Annotated in this window: 17 protein-coding genes and 1 riboswitch; of the genes, 4 read left to right on the top strand and 13 right to left on the bottom strand. The window is 69.3% G+C overall.

Annotated elements, in window-relative coordinates; genetic code table 11:
- Positions 1 to 48 precede the first annotated feature (48 nt).
- The 4 genes from coaD to NDR87_RS10030 form a co-directional block, all read right to left on the bottom strand.
- Positions 49 to 534 carry a pantetheine-phosphate adenylyltransferase gene (coaD, locus tag NDR87_RS10045; RefSeq protein WP_251910901.1) on the bottom strand — a complete coding sequence of 162 codons (486 nt, stop codon included), beginning with the start codon at positions 532 to 534 and terminating at the stop codon, positions 49 to 51.
- Positions 535 to 631: 97 nt separating this feature from the next.
- Positions 632 to 1,198, bottom strand: coding sequence for a 16S rRNA (guanine(966)-N(2))-methyltransferase RsmD (gene rsmD / locus NDR87_RS10040; RefSeq protein ID WP_251910900.1), 567 nt, complete (start codon positions 1,196 to 1,198; stop codon positions 632 to 634).
- A complete protein-coding gene (locus tag NDR87_RS10035; RefSeq protein WP_251910899.1) occupies positions 1,195 to 4,599 on the bottom strand; it encodes a pyruvate carboxylase in 3,405 nt (1,134 codons plus the stop codon). Before NDR87_RS10035 ends, rsmD begins: the two co-directional genes overlap by 4 nt.
- A gap of 95 nt (positions 4,600 to 4,694) precedes the next feature.
- Positions 4,695 to 5,561, bottom strand: a complete 867-nt coding sequence (locus tag NDR87_RS10030; protein ID WP_251910898.1) for a glycosyltransferase — start codon at positions 5,559 to 5,561, stop codon at positions 4,695 to 4,697.
- A gap of 195 nt (positions 5,562 to 5,756) precedes the next feature.
- Positions 5,757 to 5,946, top strand: a riboswitch (cobalamin riboswitch).
- Between the two features lie 70 nt (positions 5,947 to 6,016).
- On the opposite strand from NDR87_RS10030, the gene metE reads away from it, so the two are divergent.
- Entirely contained in the window at positions 6,017 to 8,326 is a 2,310-nt protein-coding gene (gene metE / locus NDR87_RS10025; RefSeq protein ID WP_251910897.1) for a 5-methyltetrahydropteroyltriglutamate--homocysteine S-methyltransferase, read from the top strand.
- A gap of 363 nt (positions 8,327 to 8,689) precedes the next feature.
- On the opposite strand, the gene NDR87_RS10020 is transcribed toward metE, so the two are convergent.
- Positions 8,690 to 9,814, bottom strand: coding sequence for a bifunctional 2-methylcitrate synthase/citrate synthase (locus NDR87_RS10020; protein ID WP_251910896.1), 1,125 nt, complete (start codon positions 9,812 to 9,814; stop codon positions 8,690 to 8,692).
- A 4-nt stretch (positions 9,815 to 9,818) separates the two neighbouring features.
- Complete coding sequence (gene prpB, locus NDR87_RS10015) at positions 9,819 to 10,715, bottom strand: methylisocitrate lyase (protein ID WP_286013375.1); 897 nt, start codon at positions 10,713 to 10,715, stop codon at positions 9,819 to 9,821.
- A gap of 38 nt (positions 10,716 to 10,753) precedes the next feature.
- On the opposite strand from prpB, the gene NDR87_RS10010 reads away from it, so the two are divergent.
- Positions 10,754 to 10,927: a DUF1737 domain-containing protein gene (locus NDR87_RS10010; RefSeq protein ID WP_251910894.1), complete on the top strand. Its 174-nt coding sequence runs from the start codon at positions 10,754 to 10,756 to the stop codon at positions 10,925 to 10,927.
- 5 nt (positions 10,928 to 10,932) lie between these two features.
- Here NDR87_RS10010 and NDR87_RS10005 read toward each other — a convergent pair whose 3' ends face one another.
- Positions 10,933 to 12,444, bottom strand: coding sequence for an MmgE/PrpD family protein (locus NDR87_RS10005; protein WP_251910893.1), 1,512 nt, complete (start codon positions 12,442 to 12,444; stop codon positions 10,933 to 10,935).
- Between the two features lie 116 nt (positions 12,445 to 12,560).
- Between NDR87_RS10005 and NDR87_RS10000 the strand changes: the two genes are divergently transcribed.
- Entirely contained in the window at positions 12,561 to 13,982 is a 1,422-nt protein-coding gene (locus NDR87_RS10000; RefSeq protein ID WP_251910892.1) for a short-chain fatty acyl-CoA regulator family protein, read from the top strand.
- A gap of 6 nt (positions 13,983 to 13,988) precedes the next feature.
- On the opposite strand, the gene NDR87_RS09995 is transcribed toward NDR87_RS10000, so the two are convergent.
- The 3 genes from NDR87_RS09995 to NDR87_RS09985 all read right to left on the bottom strand — a co-directional run bounded on the left by NDR87_RS09995 (position 13,989) and on the right by NDR87_RS09985 (position 18,884).
- On the bottom strand, positions 13,989 to 14,894 hold the full coding sequence (locus NDR87_RS09995) for a DMT family transporter (RefSeq protein WP_251910891.1): 906 nt from the start codon (positions 14,892 to 14,894) through the stop codon (positions 13,989 to 13,991).
- Positions 14,895 to 14,981: 87 nt separating this feature from the next.
- Positions 14,982 to 17,249: an ATP-dependent DNA helicase RecG gene (gene recG / locus NDR87_RS09990; protein ID WP_251910890.1), complete on the bottom strand. Its 2,268-nt coding sequence runs from the start codon at positions 17,247 to 17,249 to the stop codon at positions 14,982 to 14,984.
- Positions 17,250 to 18,884, bottom strand: coding sequence for a DAK2 domain-containing protein (locus tag NDR87_RS09985; protein ID WP_372494127.1), 1,635 nt, complete (start codon positions 18,882 to 18,884; stop codon positions 17,250 to 17,252).
- A 140-nt stretch (positions 18,885 to 19,024) separates the two neighbouring features.
- Here NDR87_RS09985 and NDR87_RS09980 point away from each other — a divergent pair, with 140 nt between their 5' ends.
- A complete protein-coding gene (locus NDR87_RS09980) occupies positions 19,025 to 19,540 on the top strand; it encodes a GNAT family N-acetyltransferase (protein WP_251910889.1) in 516 nt (171 codons plus the stop codon).
- On the opposite strand, the gene NDR87_RS09975 is transcribed toward NDR87_RS09980, so the two are convergent.
- Genes NDR87_RS09975 through NDR87_RS09965 form a run of 3 tightly spaced genes read right to left on the bottom strand, consistent with a single transcriptional unit; the run spans position 19,524 to position 21,512 of the window.
- Positions 19,524 to 19,784 (bottom strand): hypothetical protein, encoded by a 261-nt coding sequence (locus NDR87_RS09975; RefSeq protein ID WP_251910888.1) that lies wholly within the window; start codon positions 19,782 to 19,784, stop codon positions 19,524 to 19,526. The two genes, NDR87_RS09980 and NDR87_RS09975, sit on opposite strands and share 17 nt — an antisense overlap.
- A gap of 39 nt (positions 19,785 to 19,823) precedes the next feature.
- Positions 19,824 to 20,501, bottom strand: a complete 678-nt coding sequence (locus NDR87_RS09970) for a uracil-DNA glycosylase (protein WP_251910887.1) — start codon at positions 20,499 to 20,501, stop codon at positions 19,824 to 19,826.
- A 39-nt stretch (positions 20,502 to 20,540) separates the two neighbouring features.
- On the bottom strand, positions 20,541 to 21,512 hold the full coding sequence (locus NDR87_RS09965; protein ID WP_308212080.1) for a thiamine-phosphate kinase: 972 nt from the start codon (positions 21,510 to 21,512) through the stop codon (positions 20,541 to 20,543).
- Positions 21,513 to 21,627 lie beyond the last annotated feature (115 nt).

The following is a 21,627-nucleotide window of genomic DNA, read 5'->3' as shown; positions in this document are numbered from 1 at the left end:
GCTATGGACGCCTGAAAAGGGTGCGGAGCGCGGGAAAGGGTGCGAGGCTCAGCCGCGGCGCTCGGCGAGGCGGGCGAGCAGGCGCTTGTGGACCGCGGGGGGGAGCATGTCGGTGACGTCGCCGCCGAAGGTGGCGACCTCCTTGACCAGGGAGCTGGACAGGAAGCTGTAGGCCGGATTGGTGGCCAGGAAGAAGGTGTCCACGCCGGAGAGCTTCTTGTTCATCTGGGCCATCTGCAGTTCGTAACCGAAGTCGGTGGCGTCGCGCAGGCCCTTGACGATCGCGGAGATGCCCTGTTCGCGGGCGAAGTCGACCAGCAGGCCGTGCCACGATTCGACGCGCACGGTGGGCAGATCGGCGGTGGCCTCGCGCAACATCTCGATGCGCTCGTCCACGGTGAACATGCCCTGTTTGCTCTTGTTGATCATCACCGTCACGACGAGCTCGTCGAACTGGGTGGCGGCCCGCCTGATCACGTCCATATGCCCATTGGTCACCGGATCGAACGATCCCGGGCACAGTGCTCCTGCCATACGCGAACGCTAGCAGGACGAATCGCCGGACCGGTTCCGGGCCGTCGCACCGGCTGCGGCCGTACGCAACCGGTGCGAGGAGCGGGAAGGGGTGCGGCTAGGCGGGGCCGGGGGTATGGGTGGCGAGGTCGAGGCGGGTCTCGCCGTAGACGCGCGCCTTCAGGGGGGAGAACGCTGGGGGCCACGGGGTTTCGGGGCTGCGCGCCGAACGCTCCACGACGATCAGCGCGTCCTCGTGCAGCCAACCGTTGCCGACCAGGGCCTTCAGATCCGCGGCGACCTCGGCCGTGTCCAGGGCGTACGGCGGATCGGAGAAGACCAGGTCGTATCGATCGCCGGGAGCCCCGGCGAGCACGGACGCGACCGCGGTCTGGCGCAACTCGGCCCCGGGCAGACCGAGGTCGGCGATATTGCTCCGCACGACCGCGGCGGCCTTGCGATCGGATTCGACCAGCAGGGCATGGGAAGCCCCGCGCGACAACGCCTCCAGCCCCAGCGCCCCCGACCCGGCATACAGGTCCAGCACCCGCACGCCGTCGAGATCCAGGCGCGCCGCCACCAGGTTGAACAGCGCCTCCCGCACCCGATCCGAGGTCGGGCGCGTCCCGGCGGGCGGCACGCGCAGGCGCCGCCCCCCGGCGATTCCGGCCACGATCCGCGTCATTCGGCCGCGGTCTCGTTGGGCCGCACGTCGACCAGCAGATCCCCGCCCTCGACCTGCTGCACCTTGCCGATCGCGATGCGCTGGACCACCCCGGCGCGCGGCGCGGTGATGGCGGCCTCCATTTTCATGGCCTCGATGGTGCCGATGGTGTCACCGGCGGCGATCGCATCGCCCTCGGAGACCACGAGGGTGACCACGCCCGCGAACGGCGCGGCGATATGGCCCGGATTGGACCTGTCGGCCTTTTCCGCGGCCGGAATCTCGCTGGCAATGGACCGATCGCGCACCAGGACCGGACGCAACTGGCCGTTGAGGATGCACATCACCGTCCGCATACCGCGTTCATCGGGCTCGGAGATGGCCTCGAGCCCGATGAGCAGCGTGACGCCCTTCTCCAGCTGCACGCGGTGTTCCTCGCCGTGGCGCAGACCGTAGAAGAACTGGTTGGCCGACAGCCCCGAGGTGTCGCCGTATTTCTCACGGTGGGAAAGGAATTCAGCCGTGGGCGCGGGAAACAGCAAGCGGTTCAACGTCTCTCGCCGCTGCTCGGACGTGCCGTTCAGGGCCGCCTCGTCGGCGGGGGTCAGCGGCGTCTCCGGCTTGGCGGACCCGCGACCGGCGAGCGCGCGACTGCGGAACGGCTCCGGCCAGCCGCCCGCGGGTGTGCCGAGTTCCCCGCGCAGGAAGCCGATCACCGAATCCGGAATGTCGTAGCGGCCCGGATCGGCCGCGAAGTCCGCGACGTCCACACCCGACCCGACCAGCGACAGCGCCAGATCGCCGACCACCTTCGACGACGGCGTCACCTTGACCAGTCGGCCCAGCAGCCGGTCCGCCGCGGCGTATTTCGCCTCGACCTCCTCGAACCGATCGCCCAGTCCCAACGCGATGGCCTGCTGCCGCAGATTCGACAGCTGCCCGCCCGGGATCTCGTGGTGGTACACCCGCCCGGTCGGCCCCGGCAGCCCGGATTCGAAGGGCGCGTACACCTTTCGCAGCGCCTCCCAGTACGGCTCCAGATCGCAGACGTGCTGCAGGTTCAGTCCGGTGTCGTATTCCGAATTCGCCGCCGCCGCGACGATCGCCGAGAGCGCGGGCTGGCTGGTGGTCCCGGCCATGGGCGCGCTGGCCCCGTCCACCGCATTGGCCCCGGCCTGCCAGGCCGCCAGGTATGTCGCCAGCTGCCCGCCGGGGGTGTCGTGGGTGTGCACGTGCACCGGCAGGTCGAAGTTGCTGCGCAGCGCCGACACCAGCGTGGCCGCCGCCGGGGCGCGCAGCAGACCGGCCATATCCTTGATGGCGATGACGTGCGCGCCCGCCTCCACGATCTGCTCGGCCAGCTTCAGGTAGTAGTCGAGGGTGTAGAGGTTCTCGTCCGGATTCGACAGATCGCCGGTGTAGCTCATCGCGACCTCGGCAATGGCGGTGCCGGTCTCGCGTACCGCGTCGATGGCCGGGCGCATCTGGTCGACATTGTTGAGCGCGTCGAAGATGCGGAAGATGTCGATGCCGGTGGCGGTCGCCTCGGAAACGAATGCGCGGGTGACCTTTTCGGGGTAGGGCGTATAGCCGACCGTATTCCGCCCGCGCAGCAGCATCTGCAGGCAGATGTTGGGAATCGCCTCGCGCAGCGCCGCCAGCCGCTCCCACGGATCCTCGTACAGGAACCGCAGCGCCACATCGTAGGTCGCGCCGCCCCAGCACTCGATCGACAGCAGTTCCGGTGTCATCCGCGCCACATGCCCGGCCACCTGCAGCAGGCTGTTGGTGCGCACCCGCGTCGCCAGCAGCGACTGATGCGCGTCGCGGAAGGTCGTGTCGGTGACCCCAACGCCCTTCTGATCGCGCAGCGCCCGCGCGAAACCCTCCGGACCCAGTTGCAGCAGGCGCTGGCGCGAGCCGTCCGGCGGCGGGACGGACAGGTCGATCGCGGGCAGTTTGTCGTGCGGGTACACCGCGGTCGGCCGCTCCCCGTGCGGCTTGTTGACCGTGATGTCGGCCAGATAGCGCAGGATGCGGGTGCCGCGGTCGGCCGAGCCGCGCTGGGTCAGCAGATGCGGACGCTCGTCGATGAACGAGGTGGTCACCCGGCCCGCTCGGAAGTCCGGATCGTCCAGAACCGCCTGCAGGAACGGGATATTCGTGGCGACACCGCGAATCCGGAACTCCGCCACCGCCCGTCGCGCCCGCGCCACGGCCTGCTCGAAGTCGCGCCCCCGGCAGGTCAGTTTGACCAGCATGGAGTCGAAGTAGGCCCCCACCTCGGCGCCCAGATTCGCGCCGCCGTCGAGCCGGATACCGCCGCCGCCCGGGCTGCGATAGGCGGTGATGCGGCCGGTATCGGGCCGGAAGCCGTTGGCCGGGTCCTCGGTGGTGATCCGGCACTGCAGCGCCGCGCCGCGGATGGCGACCGAATCCTGGCTCAGGCCGAGATCTTCCAGCGTCTGCCCCGCCGCGATGCGCAGCTGGGAGGCCACCAGGTCCACATCGGTGATCTCCTCGGTCACCGTGTGCTCCACCTGGATTCGCGGATTCATCTCGATGAAGACGTGGTTTCCGCGCTCGTCGAGCAGGAATTCCACCGTGCCCGCGCAGCTGTATCCGATCTGTTGGGCGAAGGCCACGGCGTCGGCGCAAATGCGCTGGCGCAGTTCGGGATCCAGATTCGGGGCGGGTGCGAGTTCGATGACCTTCTGGTGCCGCCGCTGCAGCGAACAGTCGCGCTCGAACAGGTGCATGACATTGCCGTGCTGATCGGCCAGGATCTGCACCTCGATATGGCGCGGATCGACCACGGCCTGCTCGAGGAACACCGTCGGATCGCCGAACGCCGACTCGGCCTCGCGCATCGCCGCCTCGATCGACTCGCGCAGCTGCCCGGGCTCGGCGACCCGGCGCATACCGCGCCCGCCGCCACCGGCGACGGCCTTGACGAAGACCGGAAACCGCATCGACTCCGCGGCGGCGAGCAGCTCGTCCACATCGGCCGAGGGCGCGCTGGAGTCCAGCACCGGCAGCCCGGCGGCCTTGGCGGCGGCGATGGCGCGGGCCTTGTTGCCTGTGAGCTCGAGCACATCGGTCGACGGGCCGATGAAGGTGATGCCCTCGCGGGCACAGGCGGCGGCCAGGTCCGGATTCTCCGACAGGAAGCCGTAGCCCGGGTAGACGGCATCGGCGCCCGCGGTCTTGGCCGCCTTGATGATCTCCTCGATGGACAGATACGCCCGCACCGGATGCCCCGGCGTGCCGATCTGATACGACTCGTCCGCCTTGAGCCGATGCACCGAATTGCGGTCTTCGTAGGGGAACACCGCCACGGTTCCGATGCCGAGTTCGTAGGCGGCGCGGAAGGCCCGGATGGCGATTTCACCGCGATTTGCGACCAGCACTTTGGAGAACATTCGCCTAAGGTACCTGCCCGATGAGCTGCGCCAAACCGCGATCGCGGCTTCGCAGCCATCCTCACGAACCAGGTCGGACGGTCTGCGAAGTTGTGTTACCAGAGCCGTAACGTGCGGTACCGCAGACCACCCCGCAGTTGCCCCACGGTGATACCGAGCAACAGCCCGCGCTCCTCCCCCGTCAGCCGCGGATTACCCCCTACCACGACGAGGGTCAGCAGCAGCAGCGGCAGCCGGATCGGCGGCATACCGCTGTCGGGGTACTCGCCCTGCAGACGGGCCAGTGTGCGGCCGCGCGGGCGGCCCTGCCGGTAACCGGCGCGGAAGCCGTGGCGATAGCGGTAGGCCACCAGCGCCTCGGGCAGGAAGCCGACCCGATAGCCCTCCCGATGCGCACGCCAACCGAATTCGACATCCTCGTTGGCGGCGTAGCCGACATCCAGCCCGCCCAGTTTGCGGTAAACCTGCGCACGCACGCCCATGCTGCCGCCGACGATCTGCGGTGCGAACAGCCCCGGCGCCTGAAACCGTTCCGGCGGTGGCACATCCGCGACCGCGCGCGGCCGGTTGAGGCTGCGACCCTCGACCGCCGAGCCGACCACATCGAGGTCCTGTTCCAGGAACTCCACCAGCCGCGCCGCCCACTGCGGATACACCCGATCGTCGTGATCGCAGAACAGCAGAATCTCCCCCGTCGCCACGGCCGCACCGGCATTGCGGGCGTGCGCCGCGCCGCGGGGCCCGCCCGCATCCACGTAGCGCAGCGACAACCGCGCGCGCAGCGGATGCGCCGCCACATGCGAGCGCAGGTCGACAGCGGAATTGTTGTCGGCCACGAGCACCTCGAACGGGCCGTCGAAGGTCTGGGCGGCCAGTGCGGCGAGCTGAACGTCCAGCAGCGCCAGGTCCGCCGGGTTCGCCAGATGGGTCGGGATCACGATCGAGACGGTCGGCTGCGGCACGGCGGAATCCTTCGATATTCCCGAATGGAACATTGATGGTTAACCATGATCGTGCACGCGGCGTTCGCGCGCGAGCCGAAGCTCTCTTCGACACCACCGCTCGGGACGGTATCCGGAACAAAACTTTCACCGATGTCGCTTATGCTCGGATGCGCAGCTGGTTCATCGCGCCGACGAGTTGGAGCCCCGAGCGTCGGAATGCGGTGTCGAGCCGGTCCCCGGGACCGGTGAGAGGGAACCCGGTGGGAATCCGGGACTGTCCCGCAGCGGTATGCAGGAACGACCGCCGTCATCGGCACTGGGGTGACCCCTGGGAAGCGACGGCCAGTAGGTACGGGTAGTGCGCCTGCGAGTCCGAAGACCTGCCAGCTGTGCCGGATACGCCGTATCCGGCGGCCACCGCCTCGTGGAAACGGCGGGCGGACACCAGTGCGAACTCGGGCTCCGTCTGTCTCATGGCGGTGCCCTGTGACTTCGAGCACTGGAGACTGATTGTGACTGTCACATCGCGAACTCCCTTCACCGCAACGGTTCTCGGCATCCCGCGGATCGGGCCGCGGCGCGAGCTCAAACGCGCGATCGAGAGCTACTGGGCCGGGCGCATCGACGCCGCGGAACTGCACGGCGTCGCGAAGACGCTGCGTTCCGACCAGCTGACCGCGCTGCGGGCGGCGGGCCTGGATTCGGTGCCGGTCGGCACCTTCTCCTACTACGACCAGGTCCTCGACACCGCGGTGCTGCTCGGCGCGCTGCCGCCGCGGGTGGCCGGGATCGCCGATCCGCTGGAACGGTACTTCGCCGCCGCGCGTGGGGCCGAGTCGATCGAACCGCTGGAGATGACCAAGTGGTTCGATACCAACTACCACTATCTGGTTCCGGAAATAGGTTCCGACACAACGTTTTCGCTGCATCCGGAGAAGATCCTCGACGAATTGCGCGAGGCGCTGGAGCTGGGCGTGCCCGCCCGGCCGGTCGTGGTCGGCCCACTGACCTTCCTGAAGCTGGCCAAGGGCATCGACGGCGTCGCCCCGCTGAGCAGGCTGGGCGAGCTGGTGCCGCTGTACCGCGAGTTGTTGCGGCAGTTGGCCGCCGCCGGGGCCGAATGGGTGCAGCTGGACGAGCCCGTGCTGGTCACCGATCTGTCCGACGACGAAATCGCCCTGGCCGCGGACACTTACGCGCAGCTGACGCAGGCGCCGCAGCGACCGGCGATCCTGGTCGCGACGTACTTCGGCCGACCGGGTGCCGCGCTGGCGGCGCTGGCGGGGACCGAGATCGACGCGATCGCGGTCGATTTCACCCGCGGCACCACCGCCGACGATATCGCGGCCATCCCCGCGCTGGCGAACAAGCTGCTGGTCGCGGGCGTGGTGAACGGTCGCAATGTGTGGCGCACCGATCTCGATCAGGCGCTGGGCACGCTGGGAACGCTGCTGGGCAGCACCGGTGCGCTGGCGGTGTCGACGTCGAGTTCGCTGCTGCACGTTCCGTATTCGCTGTCGGCGGAGACCGATCTCGATCCCGCGCTGCGGTCGTGGCTGGCCTTCGGTGCGGAGAAGGTGGCCGAGGTGCGCTCGCTGGCGACAGCGCTGCGTGCGGGCACCGAGGCGGTCGCCGACGAATTGGCTACCGCGCGTGCGGCTCTGGCGAGTCGTCGGCAGGATCCGCGGCTGCACAACGAGACCGTGCGCGCCCGGCTGGACTCCCTCGGCCCGGACGCGGACCGGCGCGCACCCGCCGAGGAACGGCGGGTGTTGCAGCGCGAGCGCCTGGATCTGCCGCCGCTACCGACCACCACGATCGGCTCGTATCCGCAGACCTCGGCGATCCGCAAGGCGCGAGCCGCACTGCGCGCCAACGAGATCGGCGTCGAGGAATACAACCGCCGGATGCGCGCCGAGATCGACGCCGTCATCGCGCTGCAGGAGCGGCTGGGCCTGGACGTGCTCGTACACGGCGAGCCCGAGCGCAACGACATGGTGCAGTACTTCGCCGAACAGCTGGACGGCTTCGCCGCCACGGCGAACGGCTGGGTGCAGTCCTATGGCACCCGCTGCGTGCGCCCGCCGATCCTGTACGGCGACGTGGTGCGGCGTGAGCCGATGACGGTGGAGTGGATCTCCTACGCGCAGTCGCTGACCGACAAGCCGGTCAAGGGCATGCTCACCGGCCCGGTGACGATTCTGGCCTGGTCGTTCGTCCGCGACGACCAGCCGCTGGCCGATTCGGCCCGCCAGGTGGCACTGGCCATCCGGGACGAGACGATCGACCTGCAGTCCGCCGGCATCCGGGTCATCCAGGTCGACGAGCCCGCCCTGCGCGAGCTGCTCCCGCTGCGCGCCGAGGCCAAGCCGGACTACCTGGACTGGTCGGTCCGCGCCTTCCGCCTGGCCACCAGCGGCGTCTCCGACGCCACCCAGATCCACACCCACCTGTGCTACTCCGAATTCGGCGAGGTGATCGACGCCATCGCCGCCCTCGACGCCGACGTCACCTCCATCGAGGCCGCCCGCTCCCGCATGGAGGTCCTCGACGACCTCAACGCCGCAGGCTTCCACCTCGGCGTCGGCCCGGGCGTCTACGACATCCACTCCCCCCGAGTCCCCTCGGTCGAAGAAATCACGACCTCCCTACGAGCGGCACTCAAAGCCGTTCCGGCGGACCGGCTCTGGGTGAACCCGGACTGCGGGTTGAAGACCCGCGGCCCGGCGGAGGTGGAGGCCGCGCTGGCGAATATGGTGCAGGCGGCCAACGCGGTTCGGTAGTCGGAGGAGTGCGATGACCCAGCCTCGGCGCCCTGGGGGCGCCGAGGCTGGGTACAAGGGGGCGGAAGCCGGGGGCGGGGTACAAGCGCGGAGGAAACCTCGAGGCGCGGTATGAGCGCGGAGGAAACCCGGGGGCGGGGTACAGGCGCGGGGCAAGACCGCAGGCCGGGTACGAGCGGGGCAAAGCCGCAGGTCGGGTACGAGCGGGTTGAGGCGGGAGGCCGGGTACAGGCGAGGGCGAAGCCAAGGAGAACTAGGCCGAGGCTGGTGTAGGGACAAGCGGCCATGGGCGTCTCCTCTCTGTTCCGCCTGGAGTTTCCACCATGTCCCCGGCCCTCCACCATGTCCCCGGCGAAGCCGGGGCTATGCCACGTCGAGGGCTCGCTGGGGCTGGCCTACGTATTCCGACAGCGGGCGGATCAGCGTATTCGATTGGGACTGTTCGATGATGTGGGCGGTCCAGCCGGTGATGCGGCTCATGACGAAGATGGGGGTGAAGGTTTCGGTGTCGAAGCCTAGGAGGTGGTAGGCGGGGCCGGAGGGGAAGTCGAGGTTGGGTTTGATGCCGGTGGCTTCGGCCATGGCGGATTCCAGTTCGGTGTACATGCGGAGCCAGTGGGTGTCGCCGAGGAGGGCTGCTATGTCGTCGAGGGCGGATTTCATGGTGGGGACACGGGAGTCGCCGTTGCGGTAGACGCGGTGGCCGAAGCCCATGATCTTTTCCTTGCGGGAGAGTTTGGCGCGCAACCACTCTCGGGCACGTTCGGGCTCGCCGATGTCGAGCATCATGTGCATGACGGCCTCGTTGGCGCCGCCGTGCAGCGGGCCCTTCAGGGCGCCGATGGCGGCGGTGACCGCGGAGTACATATCGGAGCGGGTGGAGGTCACCACGCGGGCGGCGAAAGTGGAGGCGTTGAAACTGTGCTCGGCATAGAGGATGAGCGAGGTCTCGAAGGCGCGCACCAGGCGCTGGTCCAGCTGGCGCGCTCGGTCGCCGAAGCACATGTACAGGAAGTTCTCGGCGAAGCCGCGGTCCTCGTCGGGCGCGATCGGATCGAGCCCGCGGCGGCGGCGCATATCGGCGGCGATCACCGTCGGCAGCACCGCTGTCAGCCGTAATGCCTTGGCCAGCAATGCCTCCCGGCTCGTTCCCCGATCCTCCAGCGGATCCTGCGCCCCCAGATAGCTGACCACCGTCCGCACCACATCCATCGGATGGCAGGTGTCGGGCAGCCGGTCGACCAGGGCCAGCAGCGACCGGTCGGCCTGTCGCAGCGCCCGTTCGCGCTCGCACAGCACGCGCAGTTGCCCGGCATCGGGCAGTTCGCCGTGCCAGAGTAGCTGGGCGACCTCCTCGAAACCGCGATAGCGGGCCAGATCCTGCACCGGATAGCCCCGGTAGATCAGCGAATTGGTCTCGGGCACCACCTTGGAGATGGCGGTCGTGTCCACCACGACTCCCGCCAGGCCCTTCTTGATCTCGGTCATGAATTCACTCGCTCGGGGTGTAGGTGAAGATGCTGGAATCGAATTCGTTGTACCGCGGGTAGTCGAGCAGTTCGTACAGCCGCGACCGGTGCTGCATGCGCTCGAGCAGACCCGATTGCGTTCCGGTGGAGGCGATTTCACGCAATCCCGACTCCACCGCGTACATGGCCAACCGCAGCGTGCTGACCGGATGGATGACGGCGTTGTAACCCAGCTCCTGCAACTGCCCGGCCGACAGCAGCTCGGACTTGCCGAACTCGGTCATATTGGCCAGCAGCGGAACATCCACGGCCGCACGGAATGCCGCGAACTCGGCGGCATCGGCCAGCGCCTCGGTGAAGATCAGATCGGCCCCGGCATCGGCGTAGGCCTTGGCCCGGTCGATGGCCGCGCCCAACCCCTCGATCGCACGGGCATCGGTGCGGGCGCAGATGACGAAGTCCGGATCCCGCCGCGCCGACACCGCCGCACGAATCCGGCGCACCATCTCCCCGGTCGGCACCACGGTCTTACCGTCGAGATGCCCGCACCGCTTCGGATTCACCTGGTCCTCGAGATGCGCACCCGCTACCCCCGCCTCCTCCAGCAGCGTGATCGTGCGCGCGGCATTCATCGGCTCACCGAATCCGGTATCGGCGTCGATCAACGTCGGCAGATCGGTGACCCGCGAGATCACCCGCCCCCGCTCGGCCACCTCGCTCAGCGTGGTGAGCCCGATATCGGGCAGCGCCAGCTCCGCCGAGATCACCGCGCCGGAGACATACACCCCCTCGAAGCCGAGTCGTTGAATCAGCTTGGCCACCAACGGATTGAACGCACCCGGCAATCGCTGCAGGCGCCCGCTCGCCAGGCCCGCCCGCAACGCCGCCCGCTTGTCCGCCGCCGAGCTCTCGGCGGCCATGAGCCCGCTCACCGTGTCCCCCGTCCTAGGCTGACGGCATGACCGATACGCCCCTGCGTTACCGCCTGATCACCGGCCCCGACGACGCCCGCTTCTGCGAGCGGATCAGCGCCCTGCTCGACGAGGGCTATCGACTGCACGGTTCGCCCGCGGTGACGTTCAACGGCCAGCACGTGATCGCCGCGCAGGCCCTGGTGTGGGATCCGAACTAGATCGCTCATCCGAAGAGCCCCGTTCCGGTTTCGGGGGCGGCGGCCAGGATCTCGGGCGCGACGCTGAAGCCAAGCTGGTCCAGCTCATCGGCCCTCAGCTCCGGAAGCCGTTGCGCCGCATCGAGAAAGCGATCCTGTTCGGCGGCGTCGAGCACCCCTTCGGCCAGGGTGCGGAACTTCTCGATGTACTGCGCCCGCCCGAACGGCCGCGCCCCCAGCGGATGCGCGTCGGCGACCGCGAGTTCGTCGACGATCGTCTCGCCGCTGGCCATCCTCACCACGGCGCGGGCGCCGAATGCCTTGTCGCGCGGGTCGGTCGAGTGATAGCGCCGCGTCCATTCCGGATCCTCGACCGTGGAGATCTTGTGCCACAGTTCGACGGTGTCGGCCCGCCGTGCGCGCTCGGGGGCGTAGGACCGCTCGTGATGCCAGGTCCCGTCCTGCAACGCGACCGCGAAGATATAGGGCACGGAATGGTCCAGAGTCTCCCGGCTGGCGTGCGGATCGTATTTCTGCGGATCGCCCGAGCCGCTGCCGATCACGACGTGGGTGTGGTGGCTGGTGTGCAGCACGATCGAGGCGACCTGGCCGAGATCGCCGATGCGCGAACGAATTCGGCGCGCCAGATCGATGAGGGCCTGACTCTGATACTCGGCCGAATGCTCCTTGGTGTAGCTGTCCAGGATCGCCCGCTTCGGCTCGCCCGGAACCGGCAGCGGCACTTCGTATTCCGCCTGCGGGCCGCCGAGCAGCCGGGCGATCACCCCGTCCTCGCCCTCCCAGATCGGCGCGGGCGCGCCCTCCCCGCGCATGGCCCGGTCCACCGCCTCGACCGCCATCTTGCCCGCGAATGCCGGGGCGAAGGCCTTCCAACTGGAGATCTCGCCCTTGCGCGATTGCCGGGTGGCGGTGGTGGTGTGCAGCGCCTGCCCGATCGCCTGGTAGATGACCTCGACGTCGAGCCCGAGTAGCGTGCCGATTCCGGCCGCGGCCGAGGGGCCCAGATGGGCGACATGGTCGATCTTGTGCTCGTGCAGGCAGATTCCGCGCGCCAGATCGATCTGGATCTCGTATCCGGTCGCGACGGCGCGGATCAGTTCGGCCCCGCTGCGCCCGGCGTGCTGGGCGACGGCGAGGATCGGCGGAATGTTGTCACCCGGATGGGAGTACTCCGCGGCCAGGAAGGTGTCGTGGAAATCCAGCTCCCGCACCGCCACGCCATTTGCCCAGGCCGCCCATTCGGGGGAAAATCGTTGTGCCACAGGCAGACCGAAGATGGTGGCCCCGGGCACGAAGGGATGGGTCTGCGCCTGGCGGCGCGCGGTGGTCGGCGGGCGGCGCAGCAGTGCGGCCGCGGCGACACCGGCGTTGTCGATGATCCGATCGATGACCGCCTCGCTCACCTCGGCCGGTACCGCCACCGGATCGGCCGCCACCTCCGCAATGCGGGTCGCCAGATGGTCCGCTCGGGGGAAATCCTCCGAGGAGGCGTGCGCACGTACGATGTGAACCTTCATACTTCGCACGCTACGCAGCGGCACAGAAGGACAAAACACCTCGCAATCGCCGATTTTTGTCGGCGAGTACCGTTAAAATTGCAATGATTGCGAAGATCTGTGGGTAGCATCTGCACGTGCGCAAGATGTATGCGGGTGCCCGGCTACGGCGGTTGCGCGAGGAACGACGGATGACCCAGGCCGCCCTGGCGAAGTCGCTGGACCTCTCCCCCAGCTACCTCAACCAGCTCGAACGCGATCAGCGACCGCTGACCATCCCGGTCCTGCTGAAGCTGAACTCCACCTTCGATCTGGACGTGCAGTTCTTCGCCGCCGACTCCGACGCCCGGCTGGTGTCGGATCTGCACGAGGTGCTGGTCGAGGCGGCGGGCGGCACCGCGCCGCCCGCGGCGGAGGTGGAGGATCTGGCCACCCGGCTGCCCGAGGTCGCCAAGACGATCGTGGCCATGCATCGACGCCTGCGCGCGGCGACCGATCAGCTCGACCTACTGTCCTCCAAGGTCGCCACCCCGACCGGTGCGCCCGGCGTGCCGATGCCGTACGAGGATGTGCGCGACTTCTTCTACGACCATCACAATCACATCGCCCAGCTCGATCTCGCGGCCGAGCGGCTGTTCGAGGAGTGCGGGCTGTCGATCGGCTCACTGGATCGGCAGCTGGCCCGCGTGGCCGAGGAGAAGGCCGGGGTGACGGTGCTGGTGCGCGGGGACGGCGCGGACCCGAACATTCCGAAGCGGTACTACGAGCCCGAGACCCGCACCCTGACCCTGGCCCGGCGGCTGCGGCCCGGACAGCGCGCCTTCCAGATCGCGACCACGCTGGCCTTCCTGCTGTACGGGCCGCTGCTGGACGAGGTGCTCGGCGATACGCCGTCGCTGACCGGCGAATCGCGAGCGCTGGCGCGGGTCGGGCTGGCCAACTACTTCGCGGGTGCGCTGATCCTGCCGTACGGGAAGTTCCTGCGCTCGGCCGAGGAATTGCGCTACGACATCGATCTGCTGGGGCTGCGCTTCGAGGTCGGCTTCGAGACGGTGTGCCACCGGCTGAGCACCCTGCAGCGGCAGGGCCAACGCGGGGTGCCGTTCTTCTTCGTGCGCACCGATCGCGCGGGCAATATCTCCAAACGCCAATCCGCCACCGCCTTCCACTTCTCCCGCGTCGGCGGCAGCTGCCCACTGTGGGTGGTGCACGATGCGTTCGCCCATCCCGGCCGCATCCTCACCCAGGTCGCCGCCATGCCCGACGGCCGCCGCTACCTCTGGATCGCCCGCACCACCAATCCCGGCGCGCACGGATTCGGCACGGCCAGTAAGGAATTCGCCATCGGCCTCGGCTGCGATATCGAATACGCCGATCGCCTGGTCTATTCCAAGGGCCTGCACCTGGACGACCCCTCGGCCGCGGTCCCGATCGGCGCGGGCTGCAAGGTCTGCGAGCGCTCCGCCTGCCCCCAGCGCGCCTTCCCCCAGATCGGCCGCCCCCTCTCCATCACCGAAAACACCTCCATCGACCTCCCCTACCCCCGCGCACCCCGCTGACCGGCGTCAACTCTTCGCGCTGCGGGTCGCGCCGATCGAGGCCGCCACCACACAGGCGATGCCGCCCCATTGCGACAGGTTCATGAACTGTCCCAGCACCACGAATCCCGCCACCGCGCCGACCGCGGGCTCGAGGCTCATGAGGACGCCGAACACTCGCGGCGGAATGCGGCGCAGGGCCTCGAGTTCCACCGAATACGGCAGCACCGAGGACAGCAGCGCCACCCCGAAGCCGGCGAGCAGGGCCATCGGCTGTAGCAGGGCCGATCCCGCCTCGGCGATGCCCACCGGGGCGGCGAGCAGGCCGCCGAAGGCCATCGCCAGCGCCAAACCGCCACCGCCGCTGGTCCTTTCGCCAACCTTGGCGCTGAGCAGGATGTAGGCGGCCCACAGCACCGCGGTCGCCAGCGCGAAGGCGACGCCGGTCCAGGCGACCGGTCCATCGGTCCTGGTCAGCAGCAGGACGCCGCCGCCGGCCAGCACCGCCCAGGCCGGATCGATCCAGCGGCGCGAGCCGGCGAGCGCGACCCCGAGCGGCCCGAGGAATTCGATGGTGACGGCCATCCCCAGCGGAATGCGGTCGATCGCCTCGTAGAAGCAGAGGTTCATCAGCGCGAGCACCACGCCGAAGCCGAGCACCGCCGGGAGAGCGTGGCGTCCGACCCGCAATGCCGAGCGCCAGAACACCAGCAGCACCAGCCCGGCGAAGAACAGCCGTAGGCTCACCGCCCCCGCCGGGCCGGTGGCGGCGAACAGCCGTGTCGCCAGCGCCGCACCGAGTTGCACGCTGACGATGCCGGTCATCACCAGCATGGTCGGCGGTACCCCGCCGATGCCCTGCCGGATCGGCAGCCGCGAGAACAGCAGCGGTAGCGACGATTTCCATCGGCCCCCGACATCGATCGCTACCACTGGCGCTCCCTTCGACTCACAATCCCATCCGGCAGCATCCCATTCCCCACCGACAAAGTGCCAAACAATGGAATTCGGGGCGGCGAGCTACGATTTGGCGAGGTATTCGAGCCGCTCGGAATCGACCGCGGCATGCATCATCGACGCCAGCCCGGGATGTTCGGTCAACCCCGGATCGGCCGCGACCACCTCGCGCGCCAATTGCTGTGCGGCCGTGATGACTTCGAGGTCGTCGAGCAGCGACAGCAGGCGCAGGCTGCGGGCGGTGCCGGACTGCGCGGAGCCGAGCACGTCGCCCTCGCGGCGCTGACGCAGATCCAGCACCGACAGCTCGAAACCGTCGAGCGTGCCCGCGACCGCCTCCAGCCGGGCCATGGCCGTGCCCATGGGCGAGGTCTCGGTGATCAGCAGGCACAGCCCCGCATGCTTACCGCGACCGACGCGGCCGCGCAGCTGATGCAGCTGACTCACCCCGAAACGGTCGGCGTCCACGATCACCATCACCGTCGCGTTCGGCACATCCACACCGACCTCGACGACCGTCGTGCACACCAGCACATCGATCTCGCCCTCGTTGAAAGCCCGCATCACGCGGTCCTTCTCGTCGTTGGGCAGCCGTCCGTGCAGCAGACCCACCCGCAACTGCGCCAGCGGCCCGGTGCGCAGGGTCTCGTAGACATCGGTCGCCGCGTGCGTGGTCGGCCCCTCCTTCTCCGCGGCCGCCTTCGCCTTCTTCCCCTTGCCCTTGGCGTCGTCCTCCTCGTCGCCGATGCGCGAGCACACGACATAGGCCTGCCGCCCCGCGGCGACCTCCTCGCGGATGCGCTCCCAGGCCCGTTCCACCCAGGCCGGTTTCATCCGCGCGGGCACCACGCGGGTGGTGATCGGCGAGCGGCCGCGCGGCAGTTCGGTGAGGGTGGAGGTCTCCAGATCGCCGAGGGTGGTCATGGCGATGGTGCGCGGGATCGGCGTCGCGGTCATCACCAGCAGATGCGGGCTGAGGTCACCCTTGGCCTTGGCGCGCAGGGCATCTCGCTGCTCGACGCCGAAGCGGTGCTGCTCGTCGACGATCACCATGCCCAGATCGTGGAACTCCACGGCGTCCTGAATCAGCGCGTGGGTGCCGATGACGATGCCCGCCTCGCCGGTCATGGCGTCCAGCAGTGCGGACTTCTTGGCCGCCGCGGACATCGACCCGGTCACCAGCACCACCTTGGTGGCCCGCTCGTCCGCGCCCAGCTCCCCGGCCGTGCCGAGATCGCCGAGCATGCCGCGCAGCGACCGATAGTGCTGGGCGGCAAGCACTTCCGTCGGCGCCAGCAGTGCGCACTGCAGTCCGCTGTCGACCACCTGCAGCATGGCGTGCAGCGCGACGATCGTCTTACCCGAGCCGACCTCGCCCTGCAGCAACCGATGCATGGGATGGCTGCGCGACAGATCGTCGGAGATCTCGGCGATCACCTTCTGCTGTCCGGCGGTCAGCTCGAACGGCAGCCGCTGCTCGAAAGCCGTTGCGATGCCGTCGGTCCGGGGCGGGCAGGGCCGCGCGGCGCGGCCCTCGACATCGTGGCGGCGTTCGGCCAACACCAGCTGCAGGGCCAGCGCCTCGTCGAAACGCAGCCGCTCCCTGGCCTGTTCGATATCGGACTTGCGCTCGGGCAGATGAATGAGGCGCAGCGCGTCGGAGATCGCCATCAGCCCGCGCTCGTCGCGGATCTCCGAGGAGAGCGGGTCGTCGATGGGGTCGAGCTGATCGAGCACCTGCCGCACGCAGGCCAGCAGGTCCCAGCTCTGCACCTTGGCGGTGGCGGCGTAGACCGGAATGTATTCGCGTTCGAAGAACGAGACGTCCACACCCTCCGCGCCTTTCGCGCTCTGCGCCAGCCCGCGCAGGCTGCCGCTCCCGCGCACCGCGGTGAGGTTCTCCACCGACTCCCCCGCCTCGGGCAGGATCAGATACGACGGATGCGACAGATTCCAGCGGTCCGGCCGCCACCAGTGCACGGTGCCCGACATCATGGCCCGAACGCCCTGTTTGACAAGGTAATTCACCTTGTCGCCGTTGAAGAAGGTGATCTCCACCGGGCGCGCCGAGCCGGTGTCGAGCTCGACCTTGAGCAGTTTGCCGCGGCGCTGGCGCATGGGCCGCAGCTCGGTCTTGGTGACCACGCCGACCACGGTGATGTGCGCGCCCTCCTCGGGGGCCTCCTCGGTCAGCGGCTGCCCCTGGGTGGCGTAGCGCAGCGGATAGTGCCGCAGCAGATCCTCCACCGTATGCATGTCGAAGGCGTCGGCCAGCGGCTCGGCCGCCTTCACGCCGAGTACGTGATCGAGCCGATCGCTCAGAGTCGCCATCTATTCCACCCCGATCTGCACCAGGTCCACCGGCTGGCCGCCGTCGTAGGAGACGACCTCCACGCCCGGGAAGGTCGCGGAGATGTGTTCGGCGAGTTCGTCGCCCAGGCCGGGCGGGGCCTGCGCGCCGAGCAGCAGTGTGACCAGTTCGCCGCCCAGGCCCAGCATGCGATCGAGCAGGGTGCGCGCGGCGCGGCCCGGATCGGGATCGATGACCACCACATCGTGGCCGACCAGGCCGAGACCGTCGCCCCGCTCGCAGGTTCCGACGATGGTCAGGGCCCGCTCGGGCGCGATGCGCAGCGCACCCCAGCGGGTGCCCGCCGCCGCCTCGGACATGGTGAAGGCGTCGTCGACGGCGATGCGTCCGTCGTCGTGCAGCGCGAGCGCCGCCAGCCCCTGCACCATCGACCCGCTGGGCAGCATGAGCACCTCGCGGTGGCCGTCGCGTGCGGCCACGCTCACGGCCACCAGTTCGTGCGCGGGCAGCGCGCCGTTGGGCAGCACCAGGACCTCCCGGTGCGGCATCCGCCGGATCGCGTCCAGCAGCACCTCGGCGGTCACCCGCCCGTCCAGCACCACCGCCCCGGCGTCCTCGAACAATCGCGCCGCGCCCGCGCCCGCCACGACGGCGAGGATGCCGCGATCGGATGACCCCTGTGCCGCAAGGGGGTTCACGGCCAGCCCCTCGATCCGGATACTGCCGAGCGTGCCCGCGGCCAGCCCCGCCTCGATGGCCGCACCCGCGTCGGCGCAGTGCACGTGGGCGGAGAAGACGCCCTCGCCGTCCCCGACGACCACCACCGAATCCCCCAGCCGCGCGAGGTCGTTCCGCAGGCCCGCGATCCGCGATTCGTCGGTGCCGGAGAGCAGGTACATGACCTCGTAGTGGGGGGTCCCGACTACGGCGGGAACAAGGGAGGACGCGGAAACCGGGGACGGCCCGGGGGCGGGGGCCGTGTCGGCCGAAGCCGTCCGTACCCCGGCCGCACCCCGCACATACCCCGGGCGAACCGGCGCACTCCCCGTGATCACCTCGACCAGGGCATCGAACAGGACCAGCAACCCCCGTGCCCCCGCGTCGACCACACCGGCCGCGCGCAGCACACCCAATTGCGACGGGGTATCGGCCAGCGCCTTGGCCGCGCCCTCGGCGGCGGCGCGGGCGATGTCGGCCAGCGGCTCCCCGGCGGTATCGGCGACGCGATCGGCCGCGGCCTCCAGCACGGTCAGCATGGTGCCCTCGACGGGTTCGCTGAGGGCCTCCCGGACCAGGACGGCCGCACCGCGCAGGGCCACCGGCAGGCTGGGCGCGGACAATTCCGCTCCGTCGACGGCCTCGGCCAGGCCGCGCAGCACCTGGGACAGGATGATGCCCGAATTCCCCCGTGCCCCACCGGTTCCCGCACGGGCCATCGCACCCAGCACCGAGTGCGCGGAGGCGGTCTCGGGCACCGCGGCGACCGCGGCCCGCATGGTGGCGAGCAGATTGGTGCCGGTATCGGAATCGGCCACCGGGAAGACGTTCAGCGCATTGATCTCGTCGCGATGACGCTCCAATCCGTCCAGGCAGAGCTGGCCCCAGCGCGCCAATGCCGCTCCGTCGAGCGTCTCCCGGACCCCGGGCACCGTCACCGTCCTTTCCCGCGCAACCCCCCTCGCCAGCCTAGTCGCCCCCACCGACACCTCCCGGCGCGCATATTCATCTCGGGCGTTCCACGACCGGTATGGCACAAACCACACGGGGCGTCCGGCCTTCTCTGCACAATGGGGACATGGTGACCGAGCGACGCTGGCGGGTCGTCCCGCTCACCACCGAATACACGCGCGGCCTGGCCGAATGTCATATCGCCTGCTGGCGAGACGCCTACCGGGACCTGGTCCCCGCGCACATCCTGGCGGCCTTCGACGTCGGCAAGCTGACCGTGACGTGGGAGCACCGGCTGCGGCGATATCCGGAAAACACCGTCGTCGCGGTTCTCGACGACACGGTCATCGGATTCGCCAGCGGTGGGCATTCGCTGGACGAGCCACCGGTGACCGCCAAACAGCTGTACGCGATGTACGTCCGCACCGCGTGGTACGGCACCGGTGTCGCCCACGATCTGATGCGCGCGACGCTCGACCCGAGGGTGGACACCTCGCTGTGGGTCTTCGAGGAGAATCCGCGCGCCCAGACCTTCTATCGAAAATACGGCTTCGAACTCGACGGCACCCGCAGGGTCGAGGCGTTCACACCGGCCGTCGAGGTCCGCATGATCCGCCGCGCGGAACTCACCTCCCGCCGTTGAGGCAGTCCAGTCCGCCCGCCGCGCTGACGCTCTGGAACAGGCACAGCACCCGCGCGTTCACATTGGACGACAGCGAGGCCGATCCGGTCTGCGGGTCGTAGAGGGCCAGCACCGGTTCGGCCTGCTGGGTGACCGTCTCCTGCTCCAACGGGATCGTCCCGGCCTGCGCCATCGCGGGTGCGCCCAGGATGGCCGCTCCGGCAACGGCGGTGACCACGGCACCGCGCACGGACTTGATCTGCATGCAACTGCTCCTGATTCGCTCGAACAACCTCGTGCCCGGCTACGGCAAGCGCCAATCCACCGGGGCGGCCCCCAATGTACCGAGCATTTCGTTGGTTCGGGAGAAGGGTCTGGAACCGAAGAAACCTCGCGAGGCGGACAGCGGTGAGGGATGGGCGGATTCGATATACGGCACAGTGCCGAGCATCGGCTTCAAGGTGGCGGCATCGCGCCCCCACAGAATGGCCACCATCGGCTGCTCGCGGGCGACGAGTGCGCGAATGGCCTGCTCGGTCACCGCTTCCCAGCCCTTGCCCCGATGCGAGGCGGGCTGTCCGGGCTGCACGGTCAGCACCCTGTTGAGCATCAGCACGCCCTGATCCGACCATGGCGACAGATCGCCGCAGGAGGGCGTCGGATAGCCCAGATCCTTGGAGTATTCGGCGAAGATGTTGGCCAGACTGCGCGGCACCGGCGAAACATCCGGCGCCACCGAAAAACTCAGACCCATCGCATGGCCCGGCGTCGGATAGGGATCCTGGCCCACGATCAGCACCCGGACCTTGTCGAACGGCCGTTGGAACGCGCGCAGCACATTCTCCCCCTTGGGGAGATAGCCGCGACCCGCGGCATTCTCGGCGCGCAGGAACTCGCCCATCTCGGCAATGCGCTCGGCGACCGGCGCGAGTGCCTCGGCCCAGCCCGTATCGATGATCTCCGACAGTGGTTTAGCGCCCATGGCCGGAAAACATAGCGCGGACGGTTTCACGACGGTAGCTCACCCACCGCCCGCGAACGACTCCCAGCCGACCGGTCCGGACCATCCCCGCCCGTCCACGCTCACCCCGGCTCCCTCGGCGACCCGGCCGATCCGCACCCATCCGGGCGGAAGCCGTTGTCCGGCAGCGAAGGTCGCGACGAAGGCGTGGTCCTCACCACCGGCGAGCACCCAGGTCAGCGGATCGGCGCCGACCAGCGTCGCGATCGGGTCGAGCGCCGGATCGCGCACGGCGGCGGCGTCGAGATCGATGGCGACACCGGAGCTTTCGGCGATATGCCCGATATCGGCGAGCAGGCCGTCGGAGACATCGGTCATCGCCGTCACCGTGACGTCCGGCGGCAGCTCCAGGACGGCGCGGTAGGGCGGTTGTGGAACGCGATGTGCGGCAACGACTTCGGGAAACCGCTCGAGGTCGTGCCCACCCGACAGGATCGCATATCCCGCCGCCGACCAGCCGAGCCGCCCGGCGACCGCCACGACGTCGCCCGGCCGCGCGCCCGCGCGCAGCACCGGCGCGCGATCGACCGGATCGCCGAAGGCCGTCACCGACAGCACCAGCAGCGGGGCGCTCACCACATCCCCGCCCGCGATGGACGCGCCCGCGCGCCCGGCCTCGGCCCACAGCCCCTCGACCAGGCCATCGACGAATTCCACGGTCGTCTCGGCCGGACAGCCCAGCGCGACCACGAAGGCGCTGGGAGCCGCGCCCATGGCGACCACATCGGCGGCGTTCTGCGCGATCGCCTTCGCACCGATATCGCGCGGACTCGACCAGTCCAACCGGAAGTGCCGATCCTGCAGCAGCATGTCGGCGCTGACCACATAGCGCCCGGCCGGAGCCGCGAGCACCGCCGCGTCGTCGCCCGGGCCCAGCACCACATTCGGCCCCTGGCCGCGGCCGCGGTTCATGCGCGCGATCAGCCCGAACTCCCCGAGTTCGCGCACGGTGCGCGGGCTGCTGGCGGCGATGACCGTCCTCCTTCGGTGAGCGCGAGATGGGCGATGGACCCAACGACGCTACCGTGACCGCCGGGCCCGAACGAACCGCCCTGCTCACGGCTGGTGGCCGGGCGGTTCGCTACGC

The sequence above is a fragment of the Nocardia sp. CDC159 genome, assembly GCF_023740735.1.
Classification (GTDB): domain Bacteria; phylum Actinomycetota; class Actinomycetes; order Mycobacteriales; family Mycobacteriaceae; genus Nocardia; species Nocardia pulmonis.
The sequence above is the reverse complement of the archived record's forward strand: the minus strand, read 5'-3'. Positions and strand labels throughout refer to the sequence as shown.